A 24,447-nucleotide genomic window follows, 5' to 3' on the forward strand; every position below is an offset into this window, starting at 1 on the left:
TAAAGAATATCATATTTTACAGTCTTCTGGATTTTCGGAAACAGAAAAACCGCTGTAAACTCTTACGAAAAGAGCCTAGCGGTTTTTATAGATGCTTAATTATTGCGAAATCGTTTTATACTTTCACAATCGAAACGGTTAACCCGTCACCTGTAGGAATAAGCAGCGATTCTAATTTAGGATGGGATGCCACATAGGAATTGAACTTCTTCATCACTTCTGTGTGGCTCCTTGATTCAGTTCCGCCAACTACGCTGCCCCCTGCCAATACATTATCAGCAACGATTACCGCACCCGGTTCCGCAAGCTGTAGACAGCAGTTCAAGTAGTTTTCGTAATTTCCTTTATCCGCGTCGATGAAAAAGAAGTCAAAACGCTTTTGACCATCGATGAGTAATTGAAGATTCTTCAAAGCTTCACCTGTCATGTACGTTACCTGATCACCAAAGCTTGCTTTTGTCAGATTGCGGTGTGCCAGCTCTGCGTAGGAATCCTCGAGTTCTAATGAAGTCAGATTACCTTCCCCAGTGAATCCTCTCGCCAGACAAATTCCACTGTAACCTCCAAGAGCCCCTATTTCCAACACGTTTTTTGCGCCGGATATTGAAACCAGCATTGTCAATAGTTTGCCTGAACTTGATGAAACCGATATGGCAGGCATACCATTTTCTCTAATGGACTCCACCGTGTCTGTGAGCACTTCATCTTGTGGACAAAATACCGTATCAATATACTTATTTATTTCTTTCATTTTATTCCATCCCTTTCTCTTCTAAACTATTTTATAACTGTACCCTTAGACATTTTATCAAAATAAAATGAATTTTACGAAATTAGTAACTGATTGAGCTGAAGAAAGTTGAATGGAAGAAATAAGCATAAAAAAATCCCGCAGCGTTTGATTGCTGCGGGCATGATGAATATAAATTATCGTGTATAAGAAAGAACTGCGTACTTGCTGAAGTTTTTCATTGCATTTGTTGCTTCAGCTTTCTCTGCATATTCAAAAATCCGTACATTTTCTTGTTCGAACAATGTGATAACCCACATGTTGTTCAGTCTCCTTTTTTTATTGGCACGTTTATTTCCTGTTTAGGAATTCATGACCAACTTCTTTTGTTACCCTTATCATACGCTCTTTTGCGTTGATTGAAACAACCATGTGAAGACTTTCACAATTCATTCAAACTCTAACCGCTTACATTTGTCAGATTAGTGTCTGCAATCGTTTACTTAACATCTTTATGATAAAAGAACAGTGTACATGTAAACTAATTTTTAAGTCGCAATGCCATTTTTATTATGTTTTAACGTAACCCAGCGATTATACTTTTCTATCACCTTACTATAGAAAGAAGCAAGAACCTGTTGAAAGAGCATGCCGAACACAACGGGCATGGCTACTTTTACAGGAAAATAGGTTGTGGCGATGACGACACCGATCGCAATGTTGCGCATTCCGCCTACATACATGAATGTCGCAGAAATCTCGGGGCTTTTCCAAATGATATGGGCAATCGCCAGCGCGGCAGCATATCCGGTAACAGCGAGGAATAATACTAATAAAATAATCCCGATTAGTTCCCATGTGAATTTCTGTACATACGGTGACACTGCACTTCCGTTAATCGCAACGATTGCAAACAGACTGAGCTTTGAGAACGGAGATAATTTCGGACTAAGGGCAGCTTTAGCCTTTCCTTTCGTCCATTCATTCAGCACAATACCGATAATCGTCGGAAGCAGTATCATCCAGACTAGATTAAGGATTAACGAACCGGTATCAAGAGTAATTCGCTCACCCGCCACTACATGAAGAATACCCGGCATGACAATAGGTGCAAGTAAGGTATCGACTAGTATGATCGACAAGCACAGAGGCAGATTCCCTTTAGTAATAGTTACCCAGATCACGCTCGTAACGCCGGTCGGCACCGCCACTGCAAGTATAAATCCAATCGTCAGTAAGTGATCGTCAAAAAATATAATAGATAATAAATACGCCCATGCAGGCATCAGGATATGCAAAAATGCAATACTCCCTAATACGATTCCCGGGTGCTTGACTACCATGCGTGATTCCCTGACATTCATACCGAGACTTCCAGTGAACGTGATAAATGCAATGAGCCAAGACACGAGGAACAGCAGCTGCTCTCCAACCTGATGAAACAGAACACCGATGAGCAGACTCAGAGGTGTTAAGATGGCAATTCTTCTTTGTAGAAACGTATTGAATTTTGTCAGCATAAATTGATTACCTTCTTTATGGAATTGGCAGTAAACTGCGAATAGTGTGTACCAAATACATTACATGTGAGAATTTCTGAAAACAAGTGTAATCTGCTGCAAAAATAGACTATGATGAGCAGCAAATAGAAAAGAATTAAAAACAGCTTCTAAGAATAGTTTATTCTTAGATGCTGCTTAACGACTATATATTCACAGTTTGTACCCGATTCATCACAGCATTCACTACTTCTTCAGCAGTTGCCATGCCGACTGCTTCATTGGCAAGTTCTTTCATGTCACTCATTTTCAGCTGACTGATTAGTTTACGACTCTTTAAAATAGAAGAAGCACTCATGGAAAACTCATCAAGTCCCAGGCCGAGCAATAAAGGGATCGCGGTTTCATCACCCGCCATTTCCCCGCACATACCAGCAATTTTCCCTTCGTTATGTGCAGCGTCAATGACCATCTTAACCAGGCGCAATATAGCCGGGTTGCATGGCTGATATAAATACGAAACCGTCTCGTTCATTCGGTCCGCCGCCATCGTGTACTGAATTAAGTCATTCGTTCCAATACTGAAAAAGTCCACTTCCTTGGCAAATACATCTGCCTGTACTGCGGTTGAAGGAATCTCCACCATGATACCGACCTCAATATTGTCAGCAACCTCGATATTGTTGGATACTAACTTCTGTTTCTCTTCTTCTAAAATGGATTTAGCATGACGGAACTCGTCAATCGTAGCAATCATCGGGAACATAATTTTCAGTGATCCGAATTTACTTGCTCGTAATAAAGCTCTTAGCTGAGTTCTGAACATTTCCTGCTCTTTTAGACATAAGCGGACCGCACGTAAGCCTAAAAAAGGATTCATTTCTTTCGGAAGCTGTAAATACGGCAGTTCCTTATCTCCGCCCACATCCAAAGTACGCACAACGACGGGTAGGCCGTTCATTTCCTCAAGTACCTTTTTATACGCTGTGAACTGTTCTTCTTCAGTCGGCAATTGGTCTCGGTCCATATATAAAAACTCTGTCCGGTATAAACCAATTCCCTCCGCACCATTTGCTTTAACTCCTGCCAGATCAGCGGGTGTACCAATGTTGGCAGCCAGTTCGATATGTTCTCCGTCTGCTGTTACGGTCTTTTCATTCAATAATTTTTCTAGTTCTTTCTTTTCAAGCTCCATCTCTTTCTGCTGTTGCTTATATGCTGCAACAACATCTTCAGAAGGGTTGATATGTACTTCACCCTTCACACCGTCGACAATCACCAGATCTCCGTCTCGAACCTGCTCAACTGCTCCTTCTGCACCAACGACAGCGGGGATCTCCATAGAGCGTGCCATGATGGCAGAATGTGAAGTTCTTCCCCCAATATTGGTCACGAATGCTTTGACGAACTGTCGATTCAGCTGTGCTGTGTCAGAGGGGGTCAAATCGTTGGCAATCATGATGACTTCCTCATTGATCATGCTCAAGTTGACAACTTTCACATCTAACAAATGAGATAGGATTCGTTTCGTTACATCCCTAATGTCCGAAGCCCGTTCTCTCATGTATTCGTTATCCAGCTGTTCAAGCATCGTGATGAACTGATTCGCTATTTCTTCCAAGGAAGATTCTGCATTCAACTGATTTTCCTTAATATTGTTTTCTACAGAGTCGATTAGTTCTGGATCGGATGAAACTAATATCTGCGCATTGAAAATTGCCGCCTCTTCAACGCCCATTTCCTTTTCTGCTTTTTCACGGATGGCTTCCAACTCTTCTTTGGATGCCGCCAGTGCAGATTGGAAGCGCTCGATTTCCTTCGGGATATCCGCCACGGTTTTCTTTTCAACCTGCAGATCTGATTCAACCAGGCAGTATGCTTTGGCAATCGCGATTCCTCTCGATGCAGCAATACCATGTAATTGTTTCATTACGCAATCAGTCCTTCACTCTTCAGCTTGTTTTCTAATCCTTCCATCGCTGCGTCCTGGTCTGCGCCTTCAGCCGTAATGTCGAATTCTTCTCCTGAAGGAATGCCCATAGACATCACGCCTAAGATTGATTTTAGATTTACGGTTTTCCCTTTATATACGATATTGATAGCCGAACTGTAATCATTTGCTGCACTCACCAATGCGGAAGCCGGTCTTGCGTGAAGCCCCATTTCATCTATGATCGTAAAGGTTTTCTGATTCATTGTCATCATTCTCCTCAACTAAGTAATCGATATTCTTGTATCTAAATAGCTAATTCAGCTATTATATTCGAACTTAAATTGTTATCTTCTTCATGTCAATTTGATCTGTACACCATTCAATCTTCTGCGGATCAATATGGCCAGTCTTTTCTTCCATGGCATTTAGAACACCCATGGAAATGCCGAACTTAATCAGCTCTTCATCGGCTAACTTACGCCGTATCCCCGCTGCAAATCCCGCTATGACTGAATCGCCTGATCCAACCGGATTCTTTACTTCGACTTTCGGAATCTGCACCTGATAGAATTGGTCTTCATGGCGAATCAATGCTCCCTGTCCGCCCAGCGTGACTACTATCCACGGAATACCGTCGAGTACAGGATTTTGCAGTGCTTCGATTACTTGTTCTTTTGTGTTAATTTCTTTACCAGCTATATCCGCCAGTTCGTCTTCATTCGGTTTGATCAAATAAGGTTTACATACACTTTCCAATGAAACTTTCAGTGCCTCGCCGCTTGTGTCCAATAACACTTTTGCGTCATGCTCCTGAGCAATTTCAAGCAGCTTTGTATAGAAATTGGTATCCAGTCCTTTTGGCAAACTTCCTGATACGGTTACAATTTCTGCATTCTTTACATAGGAACGGAACTGCTCCAGAAATTCCGTCTGTTCTTTTTCGCTAATCACCGGTCCGCTTTCCAATACTTCCGTCTGCTGACCGTCGTGAATGATCGCGATACAATTTCGTGTATCTTCTATACTATCTATAAATCTATCTTTAATCAAAAGGTCACTTATTTGTGTGCGGATAAAACTTCCCAGGCTCCCGCCCAAGAAGCCTGTTGCCGCAACCTCTTCCCCTAATTGAATCAACACTCTTGATACATTTAATCCTTTTCCGCCCGCTGTTTTTGATACATTCGCGACACGATTTACTGCATCTAAATTAAAATGCTCCAGATTGTAGCGTATATCAACAGAAGGATTCATGGTTACAGTAAGTATCATTTATCCGCACACCTTTCTACTCCACACTCTATTTTTCAACCAGCTGTTTATGCTTTTCCGTCACTCATGCAAATAAGGATTTTACTGATTGCCGCTTCTTTCATTGCAGCTTTTGCAGGTCCCATATACTTTCTCGTATCTGTTTCATTCGGATGTTCCACTAAGAACTCACGCAATGCAGTGGAAAAAGGGATCTTTAATTCTGTTGAAATGTTTACTTTCGCACAGCCGAGCTCGATACATTTTTGTACATCTTCTTTGGAGATTCCGGATGCACCGTGTAAAATAATCGGAACATCAACCAGGTTATTAATTTTTTCCAAACGCTCAAAATCCAGCTCAGGTTTAGATGCATACACACCGTGGCCTGTACCAATCGCAACCGCAATTGTGTCTACGCCTGTACGTTCAACGAAATCGACTACCGTGTCAGGATCCGTATAAGCTGCATCTTTCGCTTCTACAATTTTGTCGTCTTCCTGGCCAACGAGCTTTCCTAACTCTGCTTCAACTGTAGCCCCATAAGAATGAGCCAGTTCAACAACTTTTTTCGTCAATTCGATATTTTCTTCGTATGACTCCATAGAACCATCAATCATGACAGACTTCGTTCCAAGTTTCAGTGATTCTTCAATAGACTCAATAGTTTCGTGATGATCAAGGTGCAAAGCAATTGGAATATCATTCTCTTTAGCAGCAACATCAGCAATCGCCTGGATGTACGCACGACCTGCATAGTCCATCGTTCCCGGAGTTGCAGCCAGAATCACCGGAGATTTCATTTCAACCGCCGCTTCAATCACAGTTTGGATGGTTTCTAGGTTGTGGATATTGAATGCCGGAACTGCGTATCCTTCTTTACTCGCTTTGATTAGCATTTCTTTTGTATTTCGTAACTGTGTCATCCTGTTTCCTCCTAGTTATTGAGTTTCAAGTATTGAATCCAGTTGCAATTACATTTTCTTGTATTTCACCAGTCCGTCAACTGCCGTCGCCATAATAGTTAACTGTTCATCCAGCACAACATAATCAGCTGCTTTGCCTTTTTTAATGCTACCTAGCCTGTCCGCTTTCCCCAGACTTGCAGCGGGAGTCAATGAACCTCTGTGCCATATTTCATACAACGGCAGACTGGACCAGCTTTGCAGGTTTTTCACTCCGTCAATCAGTTTCAATGTACTTCCAGCAAGAGATCCTGTTTCTGTTCTGGCAATCCCATTCATAATGGTTACAGGGAATTCACCTAAATAATAATTATCATCCGGCATCAATCCAGCACGCATGCAGTCTGTAATCAGCATAAGTTTATCCTTTTTATTCTCAAGCGCCATTGCGGCAATTACCGGATGTACATGATGGCCGTCACAAATTAATTCTGCATAAGCACGGGAATCGGTCAAAGCTGCGCCTACCGCACCTGGTTCACGGTGATGAACACCTGACATACCATTGAACAAGTGTACGAAATTTCGCGCACCATGATCAATAGCATCTTTGCAGCAGCCATAATCAGCATCCGTATGCGCGATGCTGACAAGCACGGTATCACTGACTTTCTGAATGAAATCCATCGCATGTTCACGTTCAGGTGCCAGAGCAATTTTCACAATTTGTCCATTCGCAAGCTTCTGCCATTTATTGAATTCAGCAACGTTTGGATCTTTAAAGTAACCCGGATTTTGTGCTCCTTTATGCTTCTCGGTGAAGTAAGGCCCTTCCAAAAACAGACCTTCCGATTCAGCACCGGGCAAGCTGTTTTTCGTTGCTTCAGTAACGGCAACGATCGCCTGCTCCAATGCTTCATCAGATGAAGTTAAGGTTGTAGGAAGGAAACGTGTAACACCAAGCTCCACTATCGCTCTCGAAATCTCATAAACAGCTTCAGCTGTTCCGTCCATGACATCATGACCTTGAATACCGTGAATATGCGTGTCAAATAATCCAGGCGCTATCAGGTATCCTGACCAATCTTTAACTTCTGCATTTTCGGGAACTTCATCTATGAACTCCCCGAAAACACCGTCTTTCACTTCGAGATAGCCCATCTGCCGTTCTTCGTTTTCTAGAAGAGCTTTGTCTGCCTTAATGAAATAATTCATATCGATTACTTCCTTTGATTAAAGTCAATCTTATTAAATCCCGTCTTCACTGATTTCCGTTTCTTTCTTTTTCATTTCGAAAAGTTTGATGCTGTCCTTACCATCTTGGATGGCAGTAGAAGTAAATTCATCCAGTGAAAGATTTCGTTTGAATAACGCACTTAGCAGCATCGGCGAATTCGTTCCACCAATAACACGTACATTATCCCTTGTCGCTGCAATCTTGCCGCTGACATTGAATGGAGTTCCTCCTGCCAAATCTGTAAAGCAAACAACACCTTTACCGCTGTCCACTTCCACTATCGCACTTTCCAAATCAGCAAGAAGCTTTTCTGAATCCTCATTAAAAGGAATAACAGCAATTTTTTCAATCTTGCCGGCTATCAGCTGAACGGACTCCAAAATTCCATTTGGAAACCCGCCGTGACCTGTTACCACAATTCCTATCATGCTACTTCCTCCTTCATTACCTATAAGCGCGTGATCAGATTAAAGTATTTTAAAGTACGCACCCAGCAATCCTACTACAACCGTTAAACCGATCAGCATGATTGGAGAACGGCCTTTTTTCAACAGCCAGTACATTAATAACGTATAGGCAAGTGGCAGCAATGCCGGCATTATCATATCTAAGATATCTGTCTGTACGTTTAGTTCAGCTTCACCGGATACCCACTTATATCCAATATCAAATGACACGTATGTTGCGATCAATCCACCTACAACAGAAAGACCGACAATAGAAGCCGCGCGTGAAACATGACGCGTTCCTTCTTTTAATTTTGCAATTGCCTTTACACCTGTTTTATAGCCGTATTTCATCAAACCGAAACGGACACCGAAGTGCACTACGTTAAACATTACTAAGAAAATGATGGGTCCAAGTACGTTTCCTTCTATGGCCAGCGAGGCCCCTATACCCGCGGTTATGGGCAAGAGAGTTAGGAAGAACAGCGCATCACCGATACCGCCAAGCGGTCCCATCGTAGCAACCTTAATGCCTCGTATAGCTTCTCTGTCTTCTTTCTTCTGCTCCATTGCCAGAATAATACCCATGATAAATGTTACGAGAAACGGGTGAGTGTTGAAGAATTCCATATGATCCTTCATAGACTTGCTTAAATCTTTTTTGTTTTTGTGAATATGGCGCAGTCCGGGGATGAGGGAGTACACCCAGCCCGCTGCCTGCATACGCTCGTAGTTAAAAGACGCTTGTAATAGCAATGATCTCCATGCCAAGTGATTCAATTGCTTATTGGAGAGATCCGGGGCAGCAGTATCATCATCGTATAGGTAACGCTTATCTTCAGATTCCATCAGTGATTTCCTCCTCTCGCGGTCCCGGGCCATTTGGGTCTGGCTTGTTCTTATTCTGGTAGAAATCATACAGGGCAATCGCCAATCCAATTAGTGCGATCGCTAGAATAGGAAGATTCATATAGGCAGCCAGGATAAAGCCGACAATAAAGAACATGACATATTCCACTTTCATCATAATTTTCAGCAGCATGGCAAAACCAATGGCCGGCATAATTCCACCTGCTACGGAAAGTCCAGCGATAATCCATTCCGGTACGGTCTCGACAAAGGCTGCGGCTTTTTCCGCTCCAAAGAAAATCGGCAAAAATGCGATAAGTGCGTAGAATACAAACAATATCGTAATTCCCAAGTAGTTGATACGTTCAATTCCTCGATAGTTTCCATCCAAAGCATAGCTGTCTGCTTTGTGCATGATTGGAGCAAAGATCGTGAAGAATAGCGTAATCAAGCCTTGTACAGCGACAGCAAATGGAATAGCGACACCGATTGCTGCTGCCGGATCCTGTCCCGCAATAATACCGAAAGCAGTACCGATGACACCCCCGATTACGACGTTCGGCGGCTGAGCCCCTGCAAGAGGCACCATTCCCATCCAGATTAATTCTAACGTTCCACCAATAAACAGACCTGTTGTTACGTCGCCTAAAATAATACCTACCACAAGGCCTGTAACGATTGGTCTGTGGATATGCGTCAGTCCGTTAAACATATCCACCCCGGCAATACCAGCCCATAAAGCGATCAAAAGTGCTTGCACTAGCATAAAGTTCCCCCCTATACATTATTTTTTGAATCGGAAATCCTGAGTATTAACTGACCATCTCCATATGTCCTTACAGTAACTCTAATATGTTTTGTTTTTTGTCACTTGGCACACCGCGCAAGTCCATTTTCACACCCAGTTCATCCAGCTTTTTAAATGCCGCGATATCACGATCATCAACAGATACAGTTGATGAAACTTGCTTCTTTCCTTCCTCATAATGCAGATTGCCGACATTTATATGATCGATCGGTACGCCGCCTTCTTTTAATTTCAAAGCATCCTCTACGTCACGAACAACCAAGAAAATCTTTTGCCGCGGAGATGCTTTGTGGATTACATCTATCGTTTTTTGAATAGAAAAGTATCTTGCTTGAATAACATCCGGTAAAACCATATCCATCAAGCTCTGCTGTACTTCATCAGTTGAAACTTTATCATTAGCCACAACGATTAAATTTGCGCCCAGGTGGTTTACCCATGTAACTCCTACCTGCCCGTGAATCAAGCGATTATCAATTCTTGTCAATAAAATATTTGGACCAGTCATCGTATCCTATCCCTTCATTTTTGGATTTTTAAGCAATTTTGAAGAAGTTACTACTGACACTTCCTATTATTCTTTGTCATATCCGTAGATTGTCACACCTTGCACTACACGATTAATGCGGCCAGTAGGGCTTGGATTATCCGGTGTAATTCCGAGATGCATGGACTTTTTCATTGCAAGCGTCTGAGCAAAAACTACGTACAGAAGAGCCAGCTCGAAATCGCTCTCCATTTTTTCAGATCCGGTGTTAACCTGGATAACCCAGTCTGCCAGTTTTTCAATCTCTGAATCTGTTTTTTCTGTTAAAACAAGTACTTTTAATCCTGACTCATCTGAGGCAATTTCACGTAAAATGTCCATATCATATTTCCTCGTATATTCGTTCTGCGACATGAACAGGACCACTACTGACTGATCATCTAAAATGGATTTCGGGCCGTGACGGAAGCCCAGCGATGACTCATGTACTGCAACAACCTGCCCCGCTGTAAGTTCCAGCATTTTTAACGCTGCTTCGTGTGAAAGTTCTTTAAGCGGGCCAGAACCTAAATAAATAATTCGATTAAAGTCAAACTCCAGTATCTTGTCAATTTGAACTGCTGCAGAGTCCAACAGACGCTCACCATTTTCAATTACTGCATGGAAGTCGCTGTCTTTGAACGCTGAACTGAACACTCCGTATGCAGATAAAATCATGCTGGTGAAGCTGCTGGTCATCGCCATTGCCTGATCGTGCGCTTTTTCAGGAGTTAGTATAATTAAGCTGTTCTTATCTTCCGTACTGTTTTTCGCCAGTAGACCATCTTTATTACACGTGATGATAACTTGGTAGAAATCATCCACAATTTGTTCTCCAAGTTCCACTGCTGCGACACTTTCCGGACTGTTTCCTGAGCGTGCGAATGAAACAAGAATTGTTGGAGTCTCTTTTTTAAAATAGTCCTCAGGATTGGAAACTATGTCAGTGGTTGCAATTGATTCAAATTGGACGTTTCCTGCATTTTGTTTTTTCAAAACCGGTGCAAGTGTGTCACCCGCAAAAGCAGACGTTCCTGCTCCAGTCAAAATTACTTTCACCATGTCATGCTTATGAAGAATTCCATTTATAAATTCTTTATTTCTTCCGCTGTCTTTCTTAAGACTTTCAACAGTTTCCTTCCAGACTTCAGGTTGCTGATGTATTTCAGTAGCTGTGTTAAACGCTTTCATTTCTGTTAGTTTCTGTGCAGTTAAGTTAAACATTTTTATCCTCCGTATTAAGATGTATTTATATTCTATGATACTGGTTATGTTGTCATAACCAGTAAAATCATAAAACATAACTGCAAAAGTAGTCATTCGCAGTTACGTCAATTCGACAGTATAAGCAAATTTATCTCCTCTTGCAATGCTACTTGTATATTCGATTAGCTGGTTATTAAAATAAGAAAATCGTTTAATTAACATCGCTGGCTGACCTGCTTTCACATTCAGATGGACTGCTTCATCATCACGAATCAAAGTGGCCGTAAAACGTTCTGTTGCTTTCGTCAGACCGATTTGATAATCTTTCTGAAAAATATCATACATTGGTTTTTCAATCATTTGTTCTGCGGTTAAATTCGGAAATATCTTGCAGGGTAAATAAGATGTTTCATACATCAATGGCTCATCATCTGCGTAACGTAAACGGACAACTTCATAGACATCTTCTAAAGCTTCAATCTCCATTTTTTGCGCCAGTCGCTCGTCTACAGTAATTATGCGGAACTTTAACACTTTACTGCTCGGTGTTTTACCTAACTTCGCCATTTCATCAGTAAAGCTGTATAGAGTAGAAAGATGTTGATCATACGACTTCGGCGCTACAAACGTGCCTTTACCTTTTAATTTATAAATATAACCTTCACGTTCTAAATCCTGAAGTGCCTGCCTGACAGTAATTCGGCTTAAATCATAAATTGTGCAAAGCTCACGTTCTGAGGGCAACTGTTCATGTTCATTGTAAATCTGATTCTCAATCTTCTTAATTAATTCTTCCATAAGCTGAAAGTACAAAGGGACCTTACTTGTCTTATCCAAAGAGAACCAACACCTCCTTAAAGAAGGAAATCATTCATAGATCTAATTTCCACATTTTAGTGGTCATAACCACTCGATTTATCCTTAGTATAAAATAGTGTTTTTTAAAAGTAAAGGATTTTCAGTTAATATTGGAAATATCTTTACTTACACAGTTGGCAGGACTATCTTTTCTCACTATATAGATATGATTTTCTGGTTGATTTAGAAGTGTAATTGTATTTTTTTAAAGATAAAACCCGCAGCTTCAATCGCTGCGGGCCGGGTGCTGCCCAGTTATCTTGTATAAGAAAGAACCGCGTACTTGCTGAAATTCTTCATTGCGTTTGTTGCTTCAGCTTTCTCTGCGTATTCAAAAATTCGTACATTTTCTTGATCGAACAAAGTGATAACCCACATGTTGTTCATTCTCCTCTTTGGTTTGTATTTTGATTCCCTTGTAGGAAATGCATAACCAACTTCTTTTGTTACCCCTATCATACTATCTTTTCGGTGCAAAGGAAGTAGCTTGTGAAGGTTTTCACAATTCATTCAAACTCGAAACGCTTACATATGGATACTCTGTGACACATGGAGAAACAACGTTTAGTAAAAGTAACCAAGTAATTCATCTTTTCAAATAGAGTGTTAGTGAGGCACGGCCGGGTAACCGCCACATATACTACTAACAGTAAAGACTATGAAAGGAATGATCCCCTCGAGTTATCAAGTCCCTTATTTCATGTTCAACTGCTGTATGCCGGTTTATATTCCACTTTGTTACGATGGACATTCTTACCGTTATCCTACACAGCCACCGTATACCACTCATGCAAATGAATTCCATACTCCCTTTCCTCAAGCTGCCATAACTGATTACGGCCCTTCACCTTTTGTCGTCAACATTGATGAAGCTACAAAACAAAATAACACATTTCGCACAGCACTATGGACAGGAAAATATTTTCAGTTAACGTTAATGAGCCTGGAATCTGGAGAAGACATCGGCTTAGAGATGCATCCTGATGTCGATCAATTCATACGGATTGAAGCTGGTGAAGGACTAGTTCAAATGGGAGATAGAATGGAACAGCTGGATTTTGAACGTAAAGTATATGATGACTACGCTCTTATCATTCCAGCTGGCAAATGGCATAACCTGACGAATACAGGCACACAACCACTCAAGTTATATTCGATTTATGCTCCGCCGCAACACCCTTTCGGCACCATACACGAAACAAAAGAGATTTCCCAAGCTGCAGAGTATCATAATGAATAATTAAAAAATCCACGTCTCCTTTAGTAAAGAGACGTGGATTTTGCATTCATAATACTTGCTCTTGCTGTTCTTGAAGCAGCCCCATCTTCTGCTTGTGCATCACATGGTCCTCTCCCCATTCATGCATCGCTTCCAGAATGGGTCCCAGAGATCTGCCGTAATCTGTCATGGAATACTCTACTTTTGGCGGCACTTGTGGATAGACGACCCGCTGAATAATGTCTTCCTCTTCTAATTCGCGAAGCTGCTTTGTCAGCATTTTTTGAGTAATTCCAGGCATACTGCGCTTCAGTTCACTGAAGCGTTTCGTACCTTGGTGAAGCAAATGAAGCAAGATCACAGGCTTCCACTTTCCCACCACAATCTCTAGCGCCTCTTCTACTTTACATTGAGATATCTCTATATTCATACTGATCCCTCCAATAGTATCCTTTTGTACACTATACCACTTTAAAGTGCGTACTTCTACCAAGTACTGTTGCCGCTTATACTCACAGAGAAGTAAATATAATCAAATAACTAGTTGAAAGTGGAGGTTTTTAGTATGTCAAAACATTTACAGAGACAGTAGAAAGCCGTCGTTCCATCTATGCATTCAGTGCGGAACCTGTTATTTCGGATGATAGAATCGAAGAAATCATCAGTCACGCTGTCAAACATACACCATCTGCTTTTAATTCACAGTCCGGCCGCGTTATTGTGCTACTCGGCGAACAATATAAAAAGCTTTGGAAGATCACAGAGGATACTCTCCGTGAAATCGTTCCTGCAGAATTTCCATACGACCGAAGAGCGCACGGCGGCGGTTACGGAACCATTCTTTTCTTTGAAGACATGGCACTGATCGAATCGCTACAAAATCAGTTTGAAGGGTATAAAGAAAACTTCCCTGTCTGGTCACTGCAGTCTTCCGGCATGCTGCAATTCGTTATTTGGACTTCATTAGAGGAAGAAGGATTCGGCGCAAGTCTCCAGCATTACAATCCATTGATTGATGATAGCGTGAAAAAAGAATGGGGTCTTCCTGAGTCGTGGAAACTGCTAGCACAGATGCCGTTTGGCAAACCACTGATGGAAGCCGGAGAGAAAGAATTTTCTCCTGTGGAAGATCGTATGAAAATGTTTAAGTACTATTAAAAGAGGAAATACGTTGTCCGCGGACAGTATATTTCCTCTCATTACTATTTCAACTGTATCAATGGCACACACTGAACGTGTGTTATCATCACATACTACTAGATTTTCGCGTAAGGATCATTTTGCGTGAATGTATTCCCCTAAAAGTGAATTTTACCAGGGGTGCGTGATTTATTCGTAACGATTGAAACAAACGGCCGAAATCTGCTCATTACCCCCATATTGTTTTATCACGACTTAACAATTTGGCGTGGCTGATGACTGGCTCTTTCAACCTTAAATAATTCATTCAAATAGTGATTCATAAATATCCTCTCAGGATCGAGCTTCTCTCTAACCACAAGGAAATCTGATAGCTTTGGATAAAGAGTTAACAAATCTTCCTTTGTTCGAGTATGCATTTTCGCCCAATGCGGTCTACCGTCAAATTGCTGCATAATTGATTCCATATCATGAAAGTATTCCTCATAGGGCATCCCTTTGTACATATGGAAAGCAATATAGGCAGAGTCTCTCTGATAGGAGGGGCTAATCCAAATATCATCTGCCTTCACTGTCCTACATTCGATAGGAAAATGAACGTTATATTTTTTTGTTACGATACACTCTCGAACTTTCTTCAAGGCAGGTTTTAAATTTTCTAGTGGGATACAGTATTCCATCTCCCTAAATCGAACTAATCTCGGCGTTGCAAATAATTGATAACTATTAGCTCTTTTAGTCGAGGTACCCACTCCTTTTGCAGACAATCTGCTAAAAAAGCGACTACTCTTCGGAAATATTCTACATGTTTCTGAGAAGATAAAGAATAAATAGTTTTCTAGTAATAGATTTTTAAAATGATGAAGTTCCATTCTCTGAGGTTTTTGTTCAACGATATTCATTGTCTTCACTTGCACAATATCTGAATAAGGAAACAAATAAAATTCAAAATGGCGGTTCGACTCTATGAGTTGTTCAAGTTGTTGTGCTAGTTGAGGAAACGCAATTTTCCGACTTTTATATTCATAGATCGGACAGGGAATAATTTTTATGGTAACTTTTACGATAATACCAAGACTTCCTAATGAAACAAGACATGCCTTAAAATATGTAGGGTTATTTTCTTCTGAGATTGTTAGAACTTCACCTGACCCAGTTACTAGTACAACCTCCAAGACTTGAGTTGAAATGTTTCCAAATGCTAACCCTGTGCCATGGGTGCCTGTAGAAATGGCTCCTGCAATGCTTTGTACATTCACATCCCCTAAATTCTCCTGTGCATATCCAAGCTCACCTAATTCTGCACCAATTTGAAACAACCGGGTCCCGCCAAGTACTGTAGCATAACATTCTTCTTCATTTATGGTTTCGATGCCACTTAATTCATCAAGAGAAACAAGCCACTCGCTCGTCTGGACTAAGCTTGTAAATGAATGTCCGGCACCTACTACTCTGATTGTCTTATTTTGTTTTGAGGCTTCTTTTACGAGCTTGCAAATGTCTTCAATTGAAGTTGGGTAGAATATATTCTCGGGAGTACTTTCACTTGTATGTGCCCAATTTCTCCATGTCTTGCCCTCATCCGTTTTCATCATACAAAACATACTCCTTCCCCTCGATATGTTTTATGCCGGCCAACTTCTTGCTGTTCTGCTATACATACAATTTCCTTAAAGCGCTCACAAATTTCTCCCGCTTTTGCGGCTCGAAAAATAATGGCATCTCCAATTTCCAGTGTTGCATTTTCATAATATACCGGTGTTTGAACCTCACCCGCCCCTTCTAAATCAAGTAACTTCCCACCTACTGGAAATACTGGCTGCGGTACCTTATCCTTACCCGGTGGACCCGAGGATACATACCCCCCACCATGACAAGTATATATATTAGGCGCAGGCTTTCGAACAACAGGTAAAGCATAAAACAATGCTGGCTTGTATAAAAATCCACTATAATAATCAAATAGCTTTGGTGAATAAAACCCAGATCCTACTGTTACCTCTGTAACCACATCTTCTTTGGTCGTTGAATGGAGACTTCCAGTACCACCTCCATTAACTAGTGGGAGTGAAAACCCCTCTTGTCGCAGTGCATGAACAACTTTGTTTCTTCGCTCTTCTACTTCCTTAATTGATTTCTTTTTCAGAAAGTCTATGACACTATTTTTCATCCGTTGAGAAGGGACTTTATCTCCTACCCCTGCAATTTGAGCCTCATAGCCCATTATTCCAATGAGCTTTACATTCTGTGATTGTTTGATTTTTCTAGCAAGCTCTAATACTGCTGTAGAATCTTTAAGTGGCGATCTTCTTACACCAAAATGCAGATTAAAAAAGGTTGTGCTCATGTCAACATCAATACAAAGATAAAAGTTCCCCTTTGTTCCCTCAGCAATATGATTGAGATGGTCAACATGCTCTGGTGCATCTACCATACAAATAATATTTTTCCCCTTAGAATTCAGAATAGAAATATCAGATAACGCCTTTTTGTCCCAGCAAGGATATGCTATTAAAATATCGTCCAATCCTTTTTCCGTAAGAAAAATGGCTTCCTCCGGGCTGTAGCACATGACCCCTTGGAACACAGAATTGGAATCTAAAATTCTTTTCATAACCTCTACAGAACGAATAGATTTTGAAGCTATTCTTATCTTTTTTCCATTACCATAACTTGCGATTTGTCTACAGTTCTCCTCAAAAGCAGGCAGATCCAACAGCAAAGCTGGAAGTGAAATTTCTTCTGGTATTTTGTTGGAATGCATATACTTCACCTCTTTTTCGTTACTCATCATTCTATGCTTTTGGAAGTACTATCAATACCATGACATTAAGTTTCTATATTATTCTTACTTCGTCAAATAATCTGATTTCCCTTCAGTGTAATCAGAAAAACTTGGCAAGCATCGCTCTAAGTTGTTCAGTGAGCAGTGGGTTAATAAAAAAGCTACTAAAAGTATATTAAATGGACTAGACTCCACGGGGTCAAAAAATCCCCCGAACCATTCGTTCGAGGGAACATAAAACACACTTCATATGTAACTAAAATCTCCATAAACTATTGACACCAACTTATTTCAACTCTAGCAACGCCACGCACTCCACATGTGTCGTCACTACTATGTGAACACAATTTGTTATCCTCGTTAGCTGTATGTGAACACAATTCATTAGATGTTTTTATGTTATCTTTTTTCGCATTTCTTCGCGCAGGTTTAAATATCTCGCCATCAAGACTGTTACTTAATCCCGTTTTATATACAAACGTAATCATGGCAGGATCTTTGTTTCCATCTTCATCTACTCCGCCGACAATTATCTTATCAACAACACTTTCGAATACATATCGATCAAATGTATCAATCACTTCATTTTGTTCTAAAACTTTTTTGAAAGTTAATAAGCGTTTTTTAATATCTTTTTCCTCTTCCAAATTCGATAAAGACTTTTCCCTTGTTTGCACTTTCTCATTAATTTCTTGCATCAGTGCATTGTACTTTTCTTCATACGTTTCATTGTCGATGATATCCTCTAATCTCATATCCACTAATTTATTCTTTTTGTTCTCCAATCCTTGAATCTCTTTTTCTATTTTAGCTATTTCTTTATGAATCGTATTGGAGCTCAATGCTTCTTCCATTCGTTGCAAAAATTCTTCCAATACATCTTTGTTATTATTACACATAATTCGGTAACTTTCTAGAAAGGCTTTTTCAATAGCTTCTTCGGGTATTCCTTTACTATCTGGACAGAATCTTTTCCCCTTCTTTGTGCTTGTAACACACTGCCAAATCGTTTTACCGTATTTCGTTCCACTATGCCATCTACGTCTCGTTAATGTACTGTCACAATATGCACATTCAATCATGCAACTAAAAGCATATTTACGACTAAACTTCTCTCGCTTCCCACCATTATTAGCTACTGTATTTCGTCCGCGATTTCTTCTCATTCTGATTTCCTGTGCTTTATCAAATATTTCAGCACTGACAATTGGTTCATGGTGATTTCGTAAATAATACTGATCTTCCTCACCAAAGTTTTCTAATCGGCGTTTTGAAATGGGATCTAATGTAAAAGTTTTCCCCATTAAAATATCGCCTTTATATTTTTCATTCTTTATAATTCCAAGTACAGTTGTTTCAGCCCATGTGGGAGTATCTTTCTTTGTTTTGTAGCCTAAATTCTCTAACTCTCTTGAAATGATACTTCCCCCTGCTCCTTCAACATATCTTTGAAATATATAACGAACAATTTCCGCTTCCTTTTCGTTTATTGAAATACTGTTATCTTCTGGATGATAGTCATAACCAAGACAACCTTGAAAACCAACTAACTCTCCACGTTGCATTTTCATCTTTAATCCCTTTTTAACATTGGCAGATATATTTTCAACTTCCTGTTGTGCGACTGAACTTAAAACGACAAGTAACAATTCACCATCCATTGTCAGTGTATTAATTTTTTCATCCTCAAAATAAACGGCTATATCTCTTTCTTTTAACATACGAACATATTTCAACGTATCTAATGTATTCCTTGCAAATCTAGATATTGACTTCGTAATCACCATATCAATATCTCCATTCATACAATCATTAATCATTCGTTGAAAATCTTCACGTTTAGTAACTTGTGTGCCTGTGATGGCTTCATCCGCATAAATATCGGCTAACACCCATTCTACATTTTTCTGAATTAAATCCGAGTAATAAGAGACTTGTGATTTATAGCTATTTAACTGATCTTCCGAGCCTGTACTTACCCTACAATAGGCTGCTACTCTAAGCTGTTTTATTTCTTTTCCACGTTTCTGGTTGGCTAAGTTACTATTGGCCCGAATCACTTCTACTTCCGACATAATAGCTCCTCCCTTTTGTGTTCCTTATATACTTTCTATTATAGCACCAAAAGGAACACAATTCAGCTTGTAATATCGGAGATAATACAATATTCTTTCATTAACTTATTTTTAACCATGTAATATTCTTTTTCAGTAATCAATTTACGGGTTAGCAGTTGTTTTAACATAGCAATTTGCATACTATAAAGAATCAAATTCTGTTTCAAAAACACGCCCCCTTATAATTAATCAATTAAAAATCAGACGGCTGTTGGTACAGCTCCACGGGAATTTCACCCCTGCAAGTATTCCTTCCAGCTCTATTCATAGCTTGCGACGCTTTGAACGCTCGAACCATGACGATAGAGGAGTATCATTATCCTATCTGATGAGTTATCGCCAACAATCTACCACGATTGTATTAGACTCATAGATAATCGCTCGTTTCTATCGAAAGTCATGGCGTATGAGTCAAGTAGCTCTGCATCAGTAGAACGTATCTGATTTTCAGTTTATAATGCACGACGTTATCTTCCGTGCTTTCTTTGTCAAAGAACAATATATATGTGAAAGGGAAAATTTAACCATGTAATCAAATCTTGAAAGCTAAAATGCCTTGCATCAGCTTCGAACGTAAACGATCACGTGTATCTTTATCAATGCCCCAATACGTATTTCCTTGTTCGTCATAAAGTTTACGCATCGACAAACTAGTCATGTAGCTTCCGTAATGTAGAATGACATATTTCATTGCTTCTGGCTCACCCTTATTTGCAGCTAAAATAATTGAATACGGTAATAAACCACGTTCGTTGTCTTTTGTGTTAGCATCAATCATCCCAGTCATCTGCATGTTCCTCCAAAAATCGCTTTAACCTTTTAAAAGAGCTTGTCCGCCTATACTGAACCGTACTACGAGGAATCTCTAGTAGTTCAGCTATTTCTACATCTGATTTATCAAAAAAGTAGTATAGTAGGACTGTCTTACGCTTTTCTATTGGCAAAGTACGCATCGCTTCAGCAAGTAATATTGGAGTGACTCTCTTACCAGCCACTTGTAGACATTCTCCTTCTTCTCCTTCATATTGCTTATCCAAGGTATAAAGTTGATTTTCTTCTTGTGACGTAAGATCAGAAAATGTCATCTCCTTTGCTTGTCTTTGTTTCCTTTCGTTATAAATATTTATCGCTTCATTCTTCAACACACGTTTACGAAAAGCATTAAAGGCACAGCGAACTTGCCACTCGACACAGACTGTTTCACAAGTTTTATATTTACTTATCCAACATATTCAAACACACCATGTGACGTAACTAGAAAACTCCCGTTTATTTCTAAATCTCTTCCAAGCGCTTGATAATCAATATAGTTCTGTAAATTAGTAGGCACTTCACCGAGCATACCTGTTTCTTCTACATAATACCGAGCCACATCTTCCATGTCTTCGCAATCTGTATAACAAATAATATCATCTTGATTTTCTAGCAATTCTTCCAAACTATCAAACCAGTAACCTTGAATTTCGGATAGTTTATGATAAATCGGCGATCCTTCTAATTCTTCTACCATCGCACATAACCTGTTAATTTCAGAGATTGGAGTGTATTCACCAACCTCAAATGGCAATTCATAATCATGTATGGCGTATTCTTCATATTCACTATTTAAGCCAATTCGTTCTTTCATATCTTCCATATCAATCGGTGGTGTAAACCAATCCCCAACCAATTCACCCTCATCATATTTTCCAAGATTGGCGATATATACCTGCATGTCCATTAATTTATCACATCCTTTTTATTAAAAATGGGCATAAAAAAACAGCAGACAATAAATGTCCACTGGAAAATTTAACTTATCTCTTTGCAAATGTCCTCTTAATTTCTGGGTCGCTTTTACAATCAGCTTTTTCTGTTGAAAAGTAAAAGCTCAAATTAGTATCTTTACGAAATGTTTCATATAGTTCTGGTCGAAGCATTTCTGCTTTATTACTATTAGCAATAGTGCGCTTTTTCGATGTTCCATCAGCTTTTTTACCATTACGACGAACATCATAACAATACACCGCTTTTGGATTATTCCCTTCTGCACGACTACCTATTATTTTTTGTATCCTCTCACTTTTCTTTATTATTTTTTCTTCAGGTATAAAATTAGAGAATATATCGGCAAAATCTACAAATAAATTTCTCCCCGCATTCCTACTTTCTACACCGAAAAAGTCACAAAATTCTTTAAAGTTATCAAAATGAACTTCATAAAAGTCAATAAATCCTTTAATTGAGTGGTCCGTATTGTTATCTTTTATAAATTCTACTTTAGCTTTAGCATACTTATCTGGTTTTCTTTCTTTTTCATTATACAAAGTTAATATAACAATATATTGTTCACTTTTATATTCAAAGAAAAAAGAGTCTATCATCCATTGTTTTTTCTCCATATCCTTTAATAAAAACGGCAATTTATTAAAACGTATTTTCGTTTTCTTATTCGTCAAAATTACCAAGACCTTTCCACTTTTAAATCTATTATATCATCCTCCATTCTCTAAATCTAACTACTACATTCAGAATAATGATTCTACTATTTGAATAAACCAATCCAGATATCACGCTCCAATAATCCGATTGAATAAGTTTAACAATACATCCTTCACGCCGCTTGCATTAAAGACCAATCCTACTGCAACCAACGCAACAATTAAAAACCCAATCAATTTGGAGAACTCTCGTTTAAAGCCTAAATAAATACCAATTACTACAATTGCCATTAATACCAATGACTGTGCATTACTTAAAAACCAGTTGTATAAATTTTGTCCAAAGTTCATCTTTCATTCCTCCTTCCATCTTCTAATACTTTGTTACTTGCCGCATGCATTCGATAAACCATAAAACGATACCGCCTATAATGGTAATAAAAATATATTTTGCGAATTTCATGGAAGTCCTCCAATCTATCATTTAATGACATCTTCTGTTTTAAGTGCCTGTTGCATCAATAATTGTTGATGACGTTTGGTTAACTTCGCTTGATCCAACATATCTTTAATCACGGTCGTTTGATTGATTTCATCTAGTTTTGTAGCTAGCTTCCAAGTAGGAGCAACTTGTCGAGCCAACCATCTAAGTGTTTTATCGAATGTGTAAGGTTCAGGTTTTGTTGTTAAATAAATTTTTCTGTTTTCACCAAAATCTAAAAAACGCTGCCACTCCGCATTCATTGGCCAACTACTTCGTCGTTTCTTCTCATCTTTATCAACAAATCGAATATATCGGTTAATAATAGAAAAGGCTGTTCGTCCCGCATCTTCATAGGTCATTAAATCAAGAACCGCATGATAGGCACGATCATTTTTCAGACGGATTTCAAAACGGTTTCTAATATCTGTATCTTCGAGTGATGCGCCATGTTTCACGTATTGTTCGTAATCTTTTTCATACACACAAAAATACACATCACTTTTTAAAGAGCCAATATATAACGTATTTCCCATATCCCGTTTTTCTTCTCCATGAACCAATTCGCCAGAACGGTAACTTTTAAAGCTACGAAACACGGAAATACATTCTTCATTTCGGCATTTGTTCGTGAGAAATGGAATATCCAAAATGCCTGTCTTATCATTGATTGCTAGGTCAACTCGTTTAAAGACACCATTTACTCGAAACACATCCACGAAAAAATCAAACCATGTACGTTGCTGGGCTAATAAAAAGTTTTCAAATTGACGGCAACCCTTGCCTTTGAGTTCAAGTAAACAACCTTTATCCTCATCTGGCGAAACCATGACAACAATGTCGCCAAAGACATATTGTTCCATGTAAAAATAAAACGCATAATCTTCATGGATCATATACTCCATTTTCAATCGTAAAATTTCTTCAATAACTGGCTTCGGGTTCGTTGTTAAAAAACGTATTCTTACATAATCAAATAAGATTTCCAAAGGTGCTTCTGGATTAAATTGTTCTAAAATATCGAACATTGCTTGTTGTAAAGTTGGTGTTGGTGTCATTTTTCCTGTTTCAATTTCACTAATATACTGCCTTGAAATTCCTACATGTACTGCTAATTTATTTTGCGATACGCCATATGACAGTCGTTTTTCTTTTAATTGTTGATACCAAGGTACTTCATTCATGTGCATTCCTCCCAACAGAAAAAAGATGTCAACTAAGGGCTAATAGCTGACATCTTCGTAATATGACCTAAACCCTTGATGCATCATGGTTTCTGTGCTTTTGAAACAGTTTCTTATTGTTTTTCTACCCCCCTGTTAGAAACGGGGGGTAAAGCGTGGCTATCGCCACGCAGGCTTTGCCCAGCACAGCGGCTTATGCTTCGCACGCCGCCGCACTGGGCAGCCTTTATGGTGCTAGTTTTTCTATCTCTTGTAAAAAGTCATAATCCTTTGGCACAAGTGGTGTGTAAAATTCAGTAATGACATTATCTCCTTTATCGACGTATCAACGTCCTTTGATCTGTTTTAAGAAAAATTGTTTTTGCACGTCACTACCAAACATCATGCCATATCCTAACTCTGACATTCTTCCTAAAGCAACACGAAAATTAAATTGATCACGAATCCCATCGCCTAAATATTTTGCATCTGGTCGTTGACAGGCAAGAATAAGAAAGAAGCCGGCTTGACGCCCTAACATGACAATCTGTTTTAGTTTCGTTAATACAGCTGTACTTTCTTTAGACGCAAGCATTTCCATAAAAGCTACGTATTCGTCAAAAACTAAAAAGTGAGGAGCTAAGCCCAAATAAGCATAATTTTCTCCTGTTTTATATCCTTGCATTTGTTTCATTTCTTCACTTCGAGCCATCATATCTTCATAAAATTGGTCAATACTTGCCATCATTGAATATAGCCACTGCATTGTCCCACCTTTGCCATGTTTCTGGCCCACCAATGACAAGATTTTGTTCCACCTCTGCCATGCACAGGACCACCCTCCTTTATACTTGAGATGCACCTAATGGTGCAA

27 protein-coding genes and 2 pseudogenes are annotated in these 24,447 nt (G+C 39.5%); 2 read left to right on the forward strand and 27 right to left on the reverse strand.

The window, feature by feature from the left end; genetic code table 11:
* Nucleotides 1-115: 115 nt before the first annotated feature.
* The 15 genes from Q1J64_RS13255 to Q1J64_RS13325 form a co-directional block, all read right to left on the reverse strand.
* Complete coding sequence (locus Q1J64_RS13255) at nucleotides 116-751, reverse strand: O-methyltransferase (protein ID WP_301109565.1); 636 nt, start codon at nucleotides 749-751, stop codon at nucleotides 116-118.
* Between the two features lie 176 nt (nucleotides 752-927).
* On the reverse strand, nucleotides 928-1,050 hold the full coding sequence (locus Q1J64_RS13260) for a hypothetical protein (RefSeq protein ID WP_301109566.1): 123 nt from the start codon (nucleotides 1,048-1,050) through the stop codon (nucleotides 928-930).
* Nucleotides 1,051-1,278: 228 nt separating this feature from the next.
* Entirely contained in the window at nucleotides 1,279-2,250 is a 972-nt protein-coding gene (locus tag Q1J64_RS13265) for a bile acid:sodium symporter family protein (protein ID WP_301109567.1), read from the reverse strand.
* Nucleotides 2,251-2,434: 184 nt separating this feature from the next.
* Nucleotides 2,435-4,159: a phosphoenolpyruvate--protein phosphotransferase gene (gene ptsP / locus Q1J64_RS13270; RefSeq protein ID WP_301109568.1), complete on the reverse strand. Its 1,725-nt coding sequence runs from the start codon at nucleotides 4,157-4,159 to the stop codon at nucleotides 2,435-2,437.
* The gene (locus tag Q1J64_RS13275; protein WP_301109569.1) at nucleotides 4,159-4,425 is read right to left on the reverse strand and encodes a phosphocarrier protein HPr; all 267 of its coding nucleotides are present in this window, start codon (nucleotides 4,423-4,425) and stop codon (nucleotides 4,159-4,161) included. The genes ptsP and Q1J64_RS13275 overlap by 1 nt, the downstream gene beginning before the upstream one ends.
* Before the next feature lie 73 nt (nucleotides 4,426-4,498).
* Entirely contained in the window at nucleotides 4,499-5,434 is a 936-nt protein-coding gene (pfkB, locus tag Q1J64_RS13280) for a 1-phosphofructokinase (protein WP_301109570.1), read from the reverse strand.
* Between the two features lie 47 nt (nucleotides 5,435-5,481).
* Nucleotides 5,482-6,339 carry a tagatose-bisphosphate aldolase subunit GatY gene (gatY, locus tag Q1J64_RS13285; protein WP_301109571.1) on the reverse strand — a complete coding sequence of 286 codons (858 nt, stop codon included), beginning with the start codon at nucleotides 6,337-6,339 and terminating at the stop codon, nucleotides 5,482-5,484.
* A gap of 48 nt (nucleotides 6,340-6,387) precedes the next feature.
* Nucleotides 6,388-7,533 (reverse strand): N-acetylglucosamine-6-phosphate deacetylase, encoded by a 1,146-nt coding sequence (gene nagA, locus Q1J64_RS13290; RefSeq protein ID WP_301109572.1) that lies wholly within the window; start codon nucleotides 7,531-7,533, stop codon nucleotides 6,388-6,390.
* A 33-nt stretch (nucleotides 7,534-7,566) separates the two neighbouring features.
* On the reverse strand, nucleotides 7,567-7,983 hold the full coding sequence (locus Q1J64_RS13295) for a PTS sugar transporter subunit IIA (protein WP_301109573.1): 417 nt from the start codon (nucleotides 7,981-7,983) through the stop codon (nucleotides 7,567-7,569).
* Between the two features lie 39 nt (nucleotides 7,984-8,022).
* Nucleotides 8,023-8,850, reverse strand: coding sequence for a PTS system mannose/fructose/sorbose family transporter subunit IID (locus Q1J64_RS13300; protein ID WP_301109574.1), 828 nt, complete (start codon nucleotides 8,848-8,850; stop codon nucleotides 8,023-8,025).
* Nucleotides 8,840-9,616 carry a PTS N-acetylgalactosamine transporter subunit IIC gene (gene agaW, locus Q1J64_RS13305; protein WP_301109575.1) on the reverse strand — a complete coding sequence of 259 codons (777 nt, stop codon included), beginning with the start codon at nucleotides 9,614-9,616 and terminating at the stop codon, nucleotides 8,840-8,842. Before agaW ends, Q1J64_RS13300 begins: the two co-directional genes overlap by 11 nt.
* A 70-nt stretch (nucleotides 9,617-9,686) precedes the next feature.
* Nucleotides 9,687-10,166: a PTS N-acetylgalactosamine transporter subunit IIB gene (gene agaV / locus Q1J64_RS13310; RefSeq protein WP_301109576.1), complete on the reverse strand. Its 480-nt coding sequence runs from the start codon at nucleotides 10,164-10,166 to the stop codon at nucleotides 9,687-9,689.
* Between the two features lie 66 nt (nucleotides 10,167-10,232).
* Nucleotides 10,233-11,408, reverse strand: coding sequence for an SIS domain-containing protein (locus tag Q1J64_RS13315; RefSeq protein WP_301109577.1), 1,176 nt, complete (start codon nucleotides 11,406-11,408; stop codon nucleotides 10,233-10,235).
* 102 nt (nucleotides 11,409-11,510) lie between these two features.
* Nucleotides 11,511-12,227 carry a GntR family transcriptional regulator gene (locus Q1J64_RS13320; protein WP_301109578.1) on the reverse strand — a complete coding sequence of 239 codons (717 nt, stop codon included), beginning with the start codon at nucleotides 12,225-12,227 and terminating at the stop codon, nucleotides 11,511-11,513.
* 276 nt (nucleotides 12,228-12,503) lie between these two features.
* The gene (locus Q1J64_RS13325) at nucleotides 12,504-12,626 is read right to left on the reverse strand and encodes a hypothetical protein (RefSeq protein WP_301109579.1); all 123 of its coding nucleotides are present in this window, start codon (nucleotides 12,624-12,626) and stop codon (nucleotides 12,504-12,506) included.
* A gap of 280 nt (nucleotides 12,627-12,906) precedes the next feature.
* On the opposite strand from Q1J64_RS13325, the gene Q1J64_RS13330 reads away from it, so the two are divergent.
* Nucleotides 12,907-13,488 (forward strand): cupin domain-containing protein, encoded by a 582-nt coding sequence (locus tag Q1J64_RS13330; protein WP_483315937.1) that lies wholly within the window; start codon nucleotides 12,907-12,909, stop codon nucleotides 13,486-13,488.
* A gap of 46 nt (nucleotides 13,489-13,534) precedes the next feature.
* Here the strand turns inward: Q1J64_RS13330 and Q1J64_RS13335 are convergent, their stop codons facing one another.
* Entirely contained in the window at nucleotides 13,535-13,897 is a 363-nt protein-coding gene (locus tag Q1J64_RS13335) for a winged helix-turn-helix transcriptional regulator (RefSeq protein ID WP_301109580.1), read from the reverse strand.
* A 161-nt stretch (nucleotides 13,898-14,058) separates the two neighbouring features.
* Here Q1J64_RS13335 and Q1J64_RS13340 point away from each other — a divergent pair.
* Nucleotides 14,059-14,625 (forward strand): annotated as a pseudogene (locus tag Q1J64_RS13340) (nitroreductase family protein); the annotation flags it as partial.
* 230 nt (nucleotides 14,626-14,855) lie between these two features.
* Here Q1J64_RS13340 and Q1J64_RS13345 read toward each other — a convergent pair.
* From Q1J64_RS13345 to Q1J64_RS13395, 11 genes and pseudogenes are all read right to left on the reverse strand, one after another.
* Entirely contained in the window at nucleotides 14,856-16,199 is a 1,344-nt protein-coding gene (locus tag Q1J64_RS13345) for a D-arabinono-1,4-lactone oxidase (protein WP_301109590.1), read from the reverse strand.
* Nucleotides 16,199-17,371, reverse strand: a complete 1,173-nt coding sequence (locus Q1J64_RS13350) for an amino acid deaminase/aldolase (protein ID WP_301109581.1) — start codon at nucleotides 17,369-17,371, stop codon at nucleotides 16,199-16,201. Before Q1J64_RS13350 ends, Q1J64_RS13345 begins: the two co-directional genes overlap by 1 nt.
* A gap of 293 nt (nucleotides 17,372-17,664) precedes the next feature.
* A complete protein-coding gene (locus Q1J64_RS13355) occupies nucleotides 17,665-19,467 on the reverse strand; it encodes a recombinase family protein (RefSeq protein WP_301109582.1) in 1,803 nt (600 codons plus the stop codon).
* Nucleotides 19,468-19,529: 62 nt separating this feature from the next.
* Complete coding sequence (locus tag Q1J64_RS13360; RefSeq protein WP_062197138.1) at nucleotides 19,530-19,676, reverse strand: hypothetical protein; 147 nt, start codon at nucleotides 19,674-19,676, stop codon at nucleotides 19,530-19,532.
* Nucleotides 19,677-20,041: 365 nt separating this feature from the next.
* Nucleotides 20,042-20,296 carry a helix-turn-helix domain-containing protein gene (locus Q1J64_RS13365; protein WP_301109583.1) on the reverse strand — a complete coding sequence of 85 codons (255 nt, stop codon included), beginning with the start codon at nucleotides 20,294-20,296 and terminating at the stop codon, nucleotides 20,042-20,044.
* Nucleotides 20,280-20,654 carry an RNA polymerase sigma factor gene (locus Q1J64_RS13370; protein WP_483315938.1) on the reverse strand — a complete coding sequence of 125 codons (375 nt, stop codon included), beginning with the start codon at nucleotides 20,652-20,654 and terminating at the stop codon, nucleotides 20,280-20,282. The genes Q1J64_RS13365 and Q1J64_RS13370 overlap by 17 nt, the downstream gene beginning before the upstream one ends.
* A gap of 74 nt (nucleotides 20,655-20,728) precedes the next feature.
* Nucleotides 20,729-21,229 (reverse strand): antirestriction protein ArdA, encoded by a 501-nt coding sequence (locus Q1J64_RS13375; RefSeq protein ID WP_301109585.1) that lies wholly within the window; start codon nucleotides 21,227-21,229, stop codon nucleotides 20,729-20,731.
* Between the two features lie 76 nt (nucleotides 21,230-21,305).
* Complete coding sequence (locus tag Q1J64_RS13380; protein ID WP_301109586.1) at nucleotides 21,306-21,956, reverse strand: DUF6037 family protein; 651 nt, start codon at nucleotides 21,954-21,956, stop codon at nucleotides 21,306-21,308.
* A 102-nt stretch (nucleotides 21,957-22,058) separates the two neighbouring features.
* Nucleotides 22,059-22,280, reverse strand: a complete 222-nt coding sequence (locus Q1J64_RS13385; protein WP_050349780.1) for a hypothetical protein — start codon at nucleotides 22,278-22,280, stop codon at nucleotides 22,059-22,061.
* A gap of 129 nt (nucleotides 22,281-22,409) precedes the next feature.
* Nucleotides 22,410-23,609 carry a MobT family relaxase gene (gene mobT, locus Q1J64_RS13390; protein WP_301109587.1) on the reverse strand — a complete coding sequence of 400 codons (1,200 nt, stop codon included), beginning with the start codon at nucleotides 23,607-23,609 and terminating at the stop codon, nucleotides 22,410-22,412.
* Between the two features lie 211 nt (nucleotides 23,610-23,820).
* Nucleotides 23,821-24,321, reverse strand: a pseudogene (locus Q1J64_RS13395) (ATP-binding protein); the annotation flags it as partial.
* Nucleotides 24,322-24,447 lie beyond the last annotated feature (126 nt).

The sequence above is a fragment of the Sporosarcina sp. genome (assembly GCF_029257255.1).
In the GTDB taxonomy this organism is placed as follows: Bacteria; Bacillota; Bacilli; order Bacillales_A; family Planococcaceae; genus Sporosarcina.